The 11587-nt window shown below is 65.8% G+C and carries 11 protein-coding genes; 9 read left to right on the top strand and 2 right to left on the bottom strand.

The genetic code is table 11. The features are described 5' to 3' along the window. Positions 1 to 18: 18 nt before the first annotated feature. Entirely contained in the window at positions 19 to 510 is a 492-nt protein-coding gene (locus tag AB4Z46_RS16115; protein WP_442284510.1) for an Lrp/AsnC family transcriptional regulator, read from the bottom strand. A gap of 153 nt (positions 511 to 663) precedes the next feature. Here AB4Z46_RS16115 and AB4Z46_RS16120 point away from each other — a divergent pair, with 153 nt between their 5' ends. The 9 genes from AB4Z46_RS16120 (at position 664) to AB4Z46_RS16160 (ending at position 10277) form a co-directional block, all read left to right on the top strand. Continuing rightward, on the top strand, positions 664 to 1503 hold the full coding sequence (locus tag AB4Z46_RS16120; protein WP_442284511.1) for an alpha/beta hydrolase: 840 nt from the start codon (positions 664 to 666) through the stop codon (positions 1501 to 1503). Further along, entirely contained in the window at positions 1500 to 2441 is a 942-nt protein-coding gene (locus AB4Z46_RS16125; protein WP_442284512.1) for a tryptophan 2,3-dioxygenase, read from the top strand. The genes AB4Z46_RS16120 and AB4Z46_RS16125 overlap by 4 nt, the downstream gene beginning before the upstream one ends. A 3-nt stretch (positions 2442 to 2444) precedes the next feature. Then, positions 2445 to 3674, top strand: a complete 1230-nt coding sequence (gene kynU, locus AB4Z46_RS16130) for a kynureninase (protein ID WP_442284513.1) — start codon at positions 2445 to 2447, stop codon at positions 3672 to 3674. A gap of 40 nt (positions 3675 to 3714) precedes the next feature. Continuing rightward, a complete protein-coding gene (locus AB4Z46_RS16135) occupies positions 3715 to 4836 on the top strand; it encodes a cupin domain-containing protein (RefSeq protein WP_442284514.1) in 1122 nt (373 codons plus the stop codon). Between the two features lie 108 nt (positions 4837 to 4944). Beyond that, complete coding sequence (locus tag AB4Z46_RS16140) at positions 4945 to 5856, top strand: fumarylacetoacetate hydrolase family protein (RefSeq protein WP_442284515.1); 912 nt, start codon at positions 4945 to 4947, stop codon at positions 5854 to 5856. A gap of 166 nt (positions 5857 to 6022) precedes the next feature. Continuing rightward, the gene (locus AB4Z46_RS16145) at positions 6023 to 7009 is read left to right on the top strand and encodes a tripartite tricarboxylate transporter substrate-binding protein (RefSeq protein WP_442284516.1); all 987 of its coding nucleotides are present in this window, start codon (positions 6023 to 6025) and stop codon (positions 7007 to 7009) included. 35 nt (positions 7010 to 7044) lie between these two features. Next, positions 7045 to 8397 carry an FAD-binding oxidoreductase gene (locus AB4Z46_RS16150; RefSeq protein WP_442284517.1) on the top strand — a complete coding sequence of 451 codons (1353 nt, stop codon included), beginning with the start codon at positions 7045 to 7047 and terminating at the stop codon, positions 8395 to 8397. Positions 8398 to 8475: 78 nt separating this feature from the next. Further along, on the top strand, positions 8476 to 9522 hold the full coding sequence (locus AB4Z46_RS16155) for a carbon-nitrogen hydrolase family protein (protein WP_442284518.1): 1047 nt from the start codon (positions 8476 to 8478) through the stop codon (positions 9520 to 9522). A 53-nt stretch (positions 9523 to 9575) separates the two neighbouring features. Beyond that, the gene (locus AB4Z46_RS16160; protein WP_442284519.1) at positions 9576 to 10277 is read left to right on the top strand and encodes a maleate cis-trans isomerase family protein; all 702 of its coding nucleotides are present in this window, start codon (positions 9576 to 9578) and stop codon (positions 10275 to 10277) included. A 282-nt stretch (positions 10278 to 10559) separates the two neighbouring features. On the opposite strand, the gene AB4Z46_RS16165 is transcribed toward AB4Z46_RS16160, so the two are convergent. Continuing rightward, on the bottom strand, positions 10560 to 11587 hold a 1028-nt coding region (locus AB4Z46_RS16165), incomplete at its 5' end, for a DNA-binding protein (protein WP_442284520.1).

Genomic DNA, 11587 nt, shown 5'->3' on the forward strand with positions numbered 1-11587 from the left:
GAAGGGGCCGCGATCCGCTCAGTGCCCCTCGGCGCCCGGAATGTCGAACGGCAGTTCTGACGAACTCTTGATCGTGTGGAGCACGAATGCGCTACGCACCTCGCGGACATGCGGCAAGGCCGCGAGTACCTTGCGTCCGAATTCCGCAAAGTCGTCGATATCCCGGGCCACGACGCGCAGAAGGTAGTCATCTTGCCCGGAAAGAATGTGGCAGGAAAGAATATTCCGGACCGGCTTCAGGGCCGTTTCGAATTGAACCGCCTGTTCTTCCGAATGCGAGGCGATTTTCACGAAGACAAAAGCCTCGATGCCGAAGCCCAGTGCTTTGCGGTTCAGTGAAATTCCATAACCTTCAATGATCTTCGACTCTTCCAGGCGCTTCACGCGCCGCCAGCAGGGAGAGACGGAGCTGTTCGTTTTCTCCGCCAGCTCGGCCATCGAGATGCGCGGGTTCCGCTGAAGCTGCGCCAGCAATGCAAGGTCGACCGGTGTCAGCGCTGTTTCGCTCATGTTTTGCTCCGTGTTTCGTTGAATGGGGATGTTTTTCCAGTTTACCAATCCATGGAGAAAATTCATGCCTATATACGGTGTTTGCGGTGGCAAGACAGGCAAGAATTTCCCGGATGAATTAACCATAATTCATGCATTCAAAGGGCACCACGAATGCAGGATTTAGTCAATTTAGAAGCAATGGCGAAGGCATATTCGCCAAGCTCCATGGCGCCGGATTTCGCAAAAATAATTTTCGAATACGAAAGCCTCAGCGCGCTCGCGTCGCAGCGTCATCAATCACGCAAAATCGGCTATGGGGACTCGCCGGATGAAAAGATCATCCTTTTCGAGGCGAAATCTCCGACACCGCCGCCATTGCTGATATTCATTCACGGCGGCTATTGGCAGGAGTTGTCTGCCAGCGATTCATGCTTCCCCGCACTGCAATGCGTCAGGGAGGGTATTTCCTACGCGGCCATCGACTACACATTGGCGCCGCATGCTTCGCTGGTCACCATCGTCTGGCAGTGCATCCGGGCGGTCCGCACGCTTTGCGCCTTCTACCGGCGCCAACATCCCGGCGCCCGCATCGTGATCACCGGGAGTTCGGCCGGCGCGCACCTGGCGGCGATGCTGCTGGCGTCGCTGGACGACATCGACGCGCCGCTCCAGGGCGCGGTCTTGCTGTCGGGCGTGTACGACCTGCAGCCCCTGGTCGGCACCTACATCAACGACAAGTTGGGCCTGGATGCGCAAGGGGCGTTGCGGCTGAGTCCGCTGTTCCTGCCAATGACGGCCAAGGTGCCCGTCGTTGTCTGCTGGGGTGAAAGCGAGACCGGCGCGTTCAAGCGCCAGAGCCGCGACTACGCCGCCCGCATCGGCGCGAACGGCCGCTCGGCGAGCGTCTACGAAGTCGCGGGCAGGAACCACTTCGACATTGTTTTCGACCTGTGCAATCCGGCCACCCGCCTGGGCCGCGACACCTTCCAACTGCTGCGAGGAACCCCATGAGAAAACCAAGACTCCGTGTCATCCCCACGGTGAGAGACCCGGCTCTGGAGCTGTCGCTCGTCCGGGCGGTGGACATCTCCACCAACGACAGCCGCGACGAGGCCGTCAAGGCCACCGCCGGCCAGCCGATGATCGATTTCACCGGCGAGAGCAATCCGTTCATCGACTACCACCGCAACGACCTGCTGCTCAGCACGCAGCACATGCGCAGCGAGGGACATGACGAGATGGTGTTCATCCTGATGACGCAGTGCAAGGAGCTGATCTTCAAGGCCATTCACTACGAAGCCTTCAACATGCAGTTGCGCCTGCGCGACGACGACCTGGCGGGTGCGCTGGCGCTGGCGCCACGCATCAAGCGCCTGTTCGAGTACCTCACCAAGACCTGGGACGTGCTGTCGACCATCACCACGAGCGGCTTCAACGAGTTCAGGGACTGCCTGGGCGTCTCGTCCGGACAGCAGTCGTACATGTACCGCCATGTCGAGTTTGTGCTGGGCAACAAGTCTCGCAGGCTGGCGCAGGCGCACGAGAACAATCCCGATGTCTATCCGTACCTGCTGCAGTCGCTCGAATCCCCGAGCCTCTACGACGAGGCACTCGCCTTGCTCCACCGGCGCGGTTTCGCGATGCCCGATCGCGCGCTGAAGCGCGACTGGAGCGAAACCTACCAGTCCGATCCGGAGGTCGAGAAGGCGTGGCTCGCGGTGTACGCCGAACCCTGGCCCGAGAACCAGCCCTACCAACTGGGCGAGGCACTCATCGAAATCGCCGACCTGTTCTCGCAGTTCCGCTTCAAGCATTTCACGTCGGTGGAGCGCATCCTGGGCTTCAAGCCCGGCACCGGCGGATCGGCCGGCGTCGGCTGGCTCAAGCATGTGGTGGAGCACCGGTTCTTTCCCGAGCTCTGGGCCATTCGCACCGTGTTGGGGGCTTGAGCCGTGACCTTCATCGACATTCATCCGGGCCCTTCGCAAGACCCGGCGCCCGGCAGCTTCAGGCACCGCTTTCACATTCCGCCGGGGCTGCGCTACTTCGACGGCAATTCGCTCGGGCTCATGCCCAATGTCGTGGCGCACGCCGTGTCGAACGCGGTGTCGCGCGAATGGGCCGACGGCCTCATCCGTTCGTGGAACAGCGCGGGCTGGCGCACGCTGTCGCAGCGCGCTGGCGAGAAGATCGCCCGCCTGGTCGGCGCCGAGCCGGGACAGGTGATCGCCTGCGACTCGACGTCGGTCAACCTCTACAAGGTGCTCGTCAGTGCGGTGAGGCTGCGCGCGGGCCGCACGCGCATCGTCACCGACGTGGATTCGTTTCCGACCGACCTGTACATCATCGACGAGGTCGCCCGGCAGTTCGGTCTGTCCGTGCAGCAGGTGCGCGCGGCGGACATTCCGTCGAGCCTGGATGCGGACGTCGCGGCGATCGTGCTGACCCATGTCGACTACCGCACCGCACAGGCCCACGACATGGCGCAGTACAACAAGGCGGCTCACGCGGCGGGCGCCCTGATGATCTGGGACCTTTCGCACACCGCGGGCGCGGTGCCCTGCGCACTCGACGCCAGCGGCGCGGACTTCGCTGTGGGCTGCGGCTACAAGTACCTGAACGGTGGGCCGGGCGCACCGGGCTATCTGTATGTCGCGCATCGCCACCAGGCTGCCTGCGACCAGCCATTGGCGGGCTGGTTCGGCCATGCGCGGCCGTTTGAGTTTTTGCCGGACTATGCCCCGGCCTCCGGCGTGGATCGGTTCCAGTGCGGCACCAGCCCGGTGCTGGCGTTGACGGCGCTGCATGCGGCGCTCGATGCCTTCGATGGCACGTCCATGGAGGCGCTACATGCGCAGAGCTGCGCGCTCACCGATGCCTTCATCGACGGCGTGGACACCCGGCTGGCCCGCCATGGCTTCACGCTTGCTTCGCCGCGCAGCAGGCAGCAGCGCGGCAGCCATGTCTCGCTGCGACACCCTGAGGGCTATGGCGTCATGCAGGCGCTCGCGCAACGCCAGCTGATCGGCGACTTCCGCATGCCCGACTTCATGCGCTTCGGCTTCGCGCCGCTCTACAACACCTTCGAAGACGTGGAGGCGCTGATCGATGCCATCGAGCAGGTCATGCGCGATGCGTCGTGGAGCAGCGAAGAGCATCGGGTCAGGCACGCATTCACCTGACGATTTCCCCCCCAGTAGTCATAGAAAAGAGAGACAACCCATGGTCAAAGTTCATGACGCCTTTCGCGAAAACGTGGCCGGCCGTGCCGACGTGGCGGACACGCCGGAGCTGCTGTCGTACTACGACGAGCTGGAACGGCTCGACACTGCCGCGCTGTGGACTGTGGCCAACAAGATCGAACCGTGGCAACCGCAATCGGCTTCGGTGCCCGTACTCTGGCGCTATCGGGACCTGCGTGCGCATGTGCTGCGTTCGATCGACCTGGTGACGCCGGAGAAAGCCGGCCGCCGCGTGATCTACCTGAATAACCCGGGCCGTCGCGATGCTGCGGCCGCGGTGGGGTGGCTCTATTCAGGCCTGCAGGTCATGCACCCTGGCGAGGCTGCATCGGCGCACGCGCATTCCGCATCGGCGTTGCGCTTCATCATGGAAGGCACGGGGGCCTACACCGTCGTCGACGGCCACAAGATGACGCTGGGTGCCAACGACTTCGTCCTGACGCCCAACGGCACATGGCACGAACACGGCGTTGGCGCCGAAGGCACCACCTGCATCTGGCAGGACGGGCTCGATATTCCGCTGATCAACGCGCTGGAAGCGGGTTTCTACGTGGTGCATCCAGACCTGTCGCAAGCCGTGACGCACGCGGTCGACGACGCCACCGCGAGCTGGGGCGGCGTGGCCCTGAGGCCGCACGACGTGGCCTGGAGCAACAATTACTCGCCGCTGTTCAAGTACGAGTGGGGCCCCACCTACGAGGCTCTGCTAAGGCGGTCCAGAGTGAGTGGCGGCAGTCCGTTCGACGGCGTGCTCATGCACTACGTCAATCCCGTGACCGGCGGCCCGGTGATGCCCACCATCGGTGCGAGCATGCAGTTGCTGCGCCCCGGCGAACACACGAAAGCCCACCGCCATACCGGGAGCTTCATCTACCAGGTAGCCAAGGGCAGCGGTTTCAGTGTCGTCAATGGCCAGCGCTTCGACTGGCAGGAGCGCGACATCTTCTGCGTGCCGTCGTGGATGTTCCATGAACATGCCAACGCCTCCACGACAGAAGACGCCTGCCTGTTCTGCTTCAGCGACCTGCCGGTGATGCGATCGCTGGGCCTCTATCGCGAAGAGGCGCTGGCCGAGAACGGGGGGCACCAGCCTGTGGGCTGACCTCGCGCGGCTTTCCTTTCTTCGTTTCCCCACCGTCCTATCCGCATGCGCTCCTCGCCGAGCGCGGGGAGGTGCTTTGTCGTCTTTTTTTCCTCGGAGATCCGACCCATGCGTCTTGTCACCTACCGCGCCCATCCTGCCGCCGCCGCCCGATTGGGCGCGCTGGTGGACGAACAGGTCGTCGACCTTGCCACCCTGGGCGCCGCCGCCGGCGTGGCCCTGCCCGACGACATGCTGGCCTTCATCGACCTGGGGCCGCATGCCGTTCGCGTCGCCAGCGAACTGGTGAAGGAGCACGCCGGGCGCTGGCCCCTCGCATCGGCACTGCCGCTGGCCAATGTGCGCTTGCTGGCGCCGATTCCCAGGCCGCGCAAGAACATCTTCGGCATCGGGCTCAACTACGTGGAGCATGTGGCTGAATCCAGTCGGACGCTCGACACAGCCAAGGATTTGCCGAAGCAGCCGGTCATCTTCTCCAAGCCGCCGACCACGGTGATCGGCCCCGGCGAGGCGATTGCGCACAACGCCAGGCTGACGCAACAGCTCGACTGGGAGGTCGAGCTCGCAGTGGTCATGGGCACGCGCGCCAGCCGCGTGACCAAAGAGGCGGCGCTGTCGCACGTCTTCGGCTACAGCGTGATGATCGACGTGAGTGCCCGCGACTGCCGCCGCGCGGGGCAGTGGATCTATTCGAAGGGGCAGGACACCTACGGTCCGTTCGGCCCTTGCATCGTCACGGCCGACGAGATTCCCGACCCGCACGGCCTGAACCTCTGGCTCACCGTCAACGGCCAGATGAAGCAGTCGTCCAATACGCGCCATCTGTTGTTCGACGTGGCGTACCTGATCGCCGACATCAGCGCCGGCATCTCGCTGGAGCCCGGCGACATCATCGCCACGGGCACGCCCGAAGGCGTGGGCGCGGGCCGCACGCCACAGGAGTGGCTGTGGCCGGGCGATGTGGTGGAGGCCGGCGTCGAAGGCATCGGCACGCTGCGCCATCCCGTGGTCGCCGTCTGAGGCTGCAACGAGGCACGCCCCGTGCTCAGCCACCTCGCGGCCAGTCCCAACGATCCGATCCTGGCGCGATCGCGCGGGTCATCACCTGAGGCTGCGCCGTCCCACGCGTTCTTCCTCCTTCTCCTTTCTCTCCACGCTCTCCATCCCCCTCGAAGGAAACCTCATCATGAGATCCAGGCAGCTCGTTCTAGGCTTTTTTCAATCCCTGCTGCTGATCGGCAGCGCATGCGCCGCGCCGCCTTCCGCTGTGGAAGAAGGGCCGATCAAGATTCTTGTCGGCTATGCCGCCGGCGGCAGCACCGACGCCATCGCCCGCGTTCTGGCGGAGGGAATGCAACGCGAACTCGGACGCAGCGTGATCGTCGAGAACCGCGCGGGCGCCGGCGGGCAGGTCGCGGCGCTGGCGCTGAAGGCCGCCGCGGCAGACGGCACCACGCTCTACCTGGCCAACAGCAACACCGTCTCGATGATTCCGCTGACGATGCGCAAGCCGGGCTTCGACCCGGTCAAGGACTTCGCGCCGGTGGGACTGGTCGCGGTCAACCCCGACGTCTTCGCCATCAGCACGGCGGCCGTGGACCTGCCGAGTGCCGGCCTGCGCGAGTACGGCCAGTGGACGAAGTCGCACCCGGGCCAGGGCAACGTCGGCGTCCCCGCGCAGGCCAGCGCGCCCGATTTCGCGGTGGGCCTCGTCGCTCGGGCGCTGGGCGCCAATCTGCAGTCCGTGCCGTACCGCGGCGACAGCCCGATTGCGCTGGACCTGGTCGGTGGCCAGTTGTCCGGTGGCATCGGTTCCGTCGGGACCATGCTGCAGCACGCGAAGAGCGGAAAGATTCGCATCGTGGCGGTCAACGGAACGAAGCGGCTTCCCTTGCTGCCGGATGTGCCGACCTATGCCGAGCTCGGGATCGAGGGCTACGAGGAAGTGATCTTCACCGCGATGTTCGCGCCGGCAGGCACGTCGCGCGAACTGGTGCAGCGCTACAACGCGGCCATCGCGCGTATCGTCGACTCCGCGAGCTTCGGCGAAAAGCTCGGCAAGCTGGGCATCGTCCCCAGCGCCAGTACGCCGGCCGAACTGGCGCAGCGGATGGCCGCGACCACCCGTTCGTGGTCGGTGATGGTTCGCAACGCCGGCTACGTTCCGCAATGACGGGCGAATCGGGATCGCAGGCGGCGCAAGGCACGTTGCTGGACAAGCTGCGCGCGGTGACGGGCGATGCCGGGGTGCTGACTGGCACCGACGTCGCGGCCCTTGCCATCGTTCGCCCTCGCAGCACGCAGGAAGTCTCGGCCGTACTGGCGCTGTGCAAGGACGCGCGGCAGCCCGTCGTCACCCAGGGCGGGCGCACCGGGCTGGTCCGCGGCTGCGAGGCCGGGCAGGGCGAACTGGCTCTCTCGACCGAGCGCTTGAACCGCATCGAAGAGGTCGATGCTGTCGGGCGCACCGTCACAGTGCAGGCGGGCGTGGTGCTGCAGATGCTGCAAGAGGCCGTGCAGAAAGAAGGCCTGTACTACGGCGTCGACTTCGGCGCGCGCGGCAGCGCGACCGTCGGCGGGAGCATCGCCACCAACGCCGGGGGCAACCGCGTCATCCGGTACGGCATGACGCGCGCCTCGGTGCTCGGGCTCGAGGCGGTGCTGGCCGACGGCACGGTGATCTCGTCGATGAACGCCATGCTGAAGAACAACACCGGCTATGACCTCAAGCAGCTGTTCATCGGCAGCGAAGGAACACTGGGCGTCGTCACGCGTGCTGTGTTGCGGCTGCACGAATTGCCCAGCAGTCAATGCACGGCCATGGTCGCGTGCGACGATTTCGAAAGCGTGCAGCGCCTGCTCAAGCACATGGGGCGCCGCCTGGCAGGTGACCTGGCTGCTTTCGAGGTGATGTGGCAAGACTACTTCCACCTGGCCACGACCTTGCCGGCAAGGGGGCGTTCGCCCTTCGACCGCGAGCCTGCGCTTTGCGTGCTGGTCGAGTGCGACGGGTCCGCGGGCGAGTCGGACGCCGCGCACTTCGCCGATGCACTGGAGGCCGCCATGACGGCAGGCTGGGTGGCCGATGCCGCCATTGCCCAGAGTGTTGAACACCGCGATGCGTTCTGGCGCATTCGCGACAGCGTCGAAGCGCTGCACAGCTTCTCTCCGGCTTTTCACTTCGATGTGTCCCTGCCCATCGTGGAGATGGACGCCTACGTCAGTCATCTGCAAGCCGAGGTGCGGCGCCGCTGGGTCGGGGGACGCTGCTGGGTCTTCGGGCACATCGGAGACGGCAACCTGCATGTCTCCGTGGCGCCTGCTTCGCACGAGGCCGGCATCCAGCGAATCGTCGAAGAGATCGTCTACGAACCGCTGAAGCGATGCCGCGGCGCGGTGTCCGCCGAACACGGCATCGGCATGGCGAAGCGGCCGTGGCTGTCCGTCACGCGGACCACCGAAGAGATCGACCTGATGCGGCGGCTCAAGCAGTCGCTCGATCCTCTCGCGCTTCTCAATCCCGGGCGGGTCGTGGGTGTGACTGCCGATGCCACGAACTGACGGTCCGCTGCATCGGTGCAGGCGTACGCACGGATGCACTACTTCTCATTGAAATCTCGAACCACAGGAAACTGACAAATGCTCGATCTCCCCAAGTTCAAGGCCGCGGCCGTGCAGGCTGCGCCTGTATACCTCGATACCGATGCGACCATCGACAAGGTCTGCGCGCTGATCGCGGAAGCCGCGGCGCATGGCGCCACCCTCATCGCCTTTCCGGAAGTCTTCGTCGCCGGGTATCCGTACTGGAGCTGGGTCATGAACCCGATCGAGGGCAGCCCGTGGTTCGAACGGCTGTGCCGTTCGGCCGTCGAGGTGCCGGGACCGGAGGTCCAGCGCATCCAGCAGGCCGCGCGCACCCACGGCGTTCACGTCGTGATCGGCGTCAACGAGCGCAGCCCGACCGGCATCGGAACCCTCTACAACACCTTGCTGACCATCGGCCCCGATGGCGCCTTGCTGGGACGCCATCGGAAGCTGGTGCCGACCTGGGCAGAAAAACTCACCTGGGCCAACGGCGATGCCTCGTCGCTGCGCGTGCACAAGACGGCGATAGGTCCGCTGGGGTCGCTGGCCTGCGGCGAGAACACCAACACGCTGGCCCGGTTCAGCCTGCTGGCCCAGGGCGAGCTCGTGCATGTGGCCAGCTACATCTCGCTGCCGGTCGCACCGCCGGACTACGACATGGCCGAGGCCATCCGCCTTCGGGCCGCCGCGCACTCCTTCGAAGGCAAGGTGTTCACCGTGGTCGCATGCTCGACGGTCTCCGAGGAAATCATCGAGGCCATGGCGGCCACGCACCCGAAGTCGCGCGAGTTGCTGTCACGGCGCAGCAGCGCCTTCTCGGGCATCCTCGGGCCCGACGGCCGCGCGATCGGAGAACCCCTGATCGACCAGGAAGGCATCGTCTATGCCGACATCGACCTGTCGCGCTGTATCCAGCCGCGGCAGATGCACGACATCACAGGGCACTACAACCGCTTCGACATCTTCGACCTGCGCGTTGATCGCCGGGCACTGGCACCGGCGCGGTTCCGCGACGACGAGGTTCCAGACCCGGGCGATTGCGGCGATGCGGCGTTCCCGATGGCGCTTGCCGCAGGCCAGGCCGGGGAGGGCGCGCAGTGACGCAAGGCCGAGTGTTTCGGATCGGGCAAATAGTGCCGTCATCCAACACGACCATGGAGACCGAGATCCCCGCGATATTGCGGGCGCGCGAGGCGGTGGCGCCCGAACGCTTCACCTTCCACGCGAGCCGGATGCGCATGAAGAAGGTCACACGCGAAGAGCTGGCCGCGATGGACGCCGACAGCGACCGCTGTGCGCTGGAACTCTCCGATGCGCGCGTTGACGTGCTCGGCTACGCCTGCCTGGTGGCGATCATGAGCATGGGCAAGGGGTATCACCGCGTCTCCGAGCAACGGCTGCATCTGCGGACCGTGGAAAACGGAGCGCCCGCGCCCGTCGTGACCAGCGCGGGCGCGCTGGTCGACGGTCTGCATGCGATCGGCGCCAGAAAGGTCTCGATCCTGGCGCCGTACATGAAGCCGCTGACGCAACTGGTGATCGACTACATTGAGAACGAAGGCATCGAGGTCATCGACAGCATCTCGCTGGAGATTCCCGACAACCTGGAAGTGGGGCGGCAGGACCCCTTGGCGCCAGCGGAGATCACGAAGCGCCTGAAGACCTCGGGTGTGGATGCCATCGTGGCATCGGCGTGCGTGCAGATGCCGTCGCTGGCATCTGTCGGGCTGATCGAGCAGCGCACCGGGTTGCCGGTGGTCTCGTCGGCGGTGTCCACGACTTTCGTGATGCTCAAGCGCCTGGGCCTCCGCACCCACGTGCCCGGCGGGGGGGCGCTGCTCGGCGGCAGGTACTAGCAGGCGCACCCGAAGCGTCGCCGACGCCTGTGTTCGACGTGCGCGCGCTGCAGCAAGTGGCGCACGCCGCCAGCGGCGGTGCGCTGGGCGTGTTGGTGAATTGCGCGGGCGTCGAGGGGCCTCAAGCCGCGATGTTTCATCTCCGGGTCCAATAGGGCCCCACCCTTCGATTCGAGCACTGGTGGGCTACTTCCTTAGCCGTCCACGCTGCGTTGGGCTGCCTGCTTGCCCAGGCCGAGGTGGCATGGGAAAACATACGACTCGGGTTCTCGCTGTACGCGCTCAGTCCGATGTCTTCCTGCCCCTCGCGGCACGGCCGGCCTGAGGCTTCTCGGCTCCCTCTCCATCACCCTTTCCACGGTGCGCCTCGAGCTGGCGCAACGCAGCCGCCGTCGCCGCATGGCTCTCGCGCAATTGTGCAATCTCCCGCTCGGCCTGCTCCTGCTGGCGTTGCAGCTGGGCGGCAAGGTCGTTGGCGCGCTGCTCTGCCCCCGCGGCACGTTCTCGAAGGGTCGCGCGTTCGACCTGGCCCTCCTGCTCCTGGCGGGACCACGCGGCGGCCGCATCGCGGTGCACGGCCTTCTCGTCCTGGAGTGCCTGCTGTGCTGCTGCCTGCGCGGTGCGTGCTGCGTCCAGGTCCGCTGCGCGGGCTTTCTGCTCCTTCGCAAGATCCGCGGCCGCCTGGCGCATGGTCACCCGCTCGCGATCGACGTCGGCCAGAAGCCGGCGCTCGTGGGCGACATGGCGTTGCTCGGCCTCCCTCGCATCGCGTTGCGCCGCGCCGAGTTCCATCGCCGCCTTTTCGCGCAGGGCTTCCTTGCTGGCCACGGCCTCGTCCAGGGCTTTGCGCAGGCGTCGCACCTCGGCTTCCGAGTCGCCGAGCAGGCGAGCGGACTCCTGCTGCTGCGTGTGCATCTGGGCCTCCATCGCCGTGACCGCCTGGCGCGAGGATGTCAGGGCCTCGTCGAGCGCCACCCGGGCCTGCTCGCAGGAGGTCTCGCGCTGCTGAAGGTCTGCTTCCTTCCGGGCCAGGGCGCTGCGCTCAAGTTCGAGCTCGCGCCGTGCGGCCTCTGTCTTCTGGACCTGCACCTGGTCGGCCTCACGTCGGGCGGCGTCCCAGAACTGCTTGGCGGCCTGGACGATGGCCAGCGGGAACTGATACGCCTCGCCATCGGCCATGTTGGCGCCATGGCTGTCCAGGCGCTTGCCGAGCGTGGCGAACCAGCGCTCCAGCATGGGGCTCACGGTGTTGGGCGAGCCGCTGCCGATCTTCTGGCGCACGCGCTCGATGGTCGGGCGCAGACCTTCCT

The organism is Variovorax sp. M-6, from assembly GCF_052114385.1.
Lineage (GTDB): Bacteria > Pseudomonadota > Gammaproteobacteria > Burkholderiales > Burkholderiaceae_C > Variovorax.

Bases quoted from the DNA above. Each gene is read 5' to 3' on its own strand.
- AB4Z46_RS16140 (WP_442284515.1), top strand. From the start codon at position 4,945: ATGCGTCTTGTCACCTACCGCGCCCATCCTGCCGCCGCCGCCCGATTG.
- AB4Z46_RS16155 (WP_442284518.1), top strand. From the start codon at position 8,476: ATGCTCGATCTCCCCAAGTTCAAGGCCGCGGCCGTGCAGGCTGCGCCT.
- AB4Z46_RS16115 (WP_442284510.1), bottom strand. From the start codon at position 510: ATGAGCGAAACAGCGCTGACACCGGTCGACCTTGCATTGCTGGCGCAG.
- AB4Z46_RS16135 (WP_442284514.1), top strand. From the start codon at position 3,715: ATGGTCAAAGTTCATGACGCCTTTCGCGAAAACGTGGCCGGCCGTGCC.
- AB4Z46_RS16160 (WP_442284519.1), top strand. From the start codon at position 9,576: ATGGAGACCGAGATCCCCGCGATATTGCGGGCGCGCGAGGCGGTGGCG.
- AB4Z46_RS16145 (WP_442284516.1), top strand. From the start codon at position 6,023: ATGAGATCCAGGCAGCTCGTTCTAGGCTTTTTTCAATCCCTGCTGCTG.
- AB4Z46_RS16125 (WP_442284512.1), top strand. From the start codon at position 1,500: ATGAGAAAACCAAGACTCCGTGTCATCCCCACGGTGAGAGACCCGGCT.
- AB4Z46_RS16120 (WP_442284511.1), top strand. From the start codon at position 664: ATGCAGGATTTAGTCAATTTAGAAGCAATGGCGAAGGCATATTCGCCA.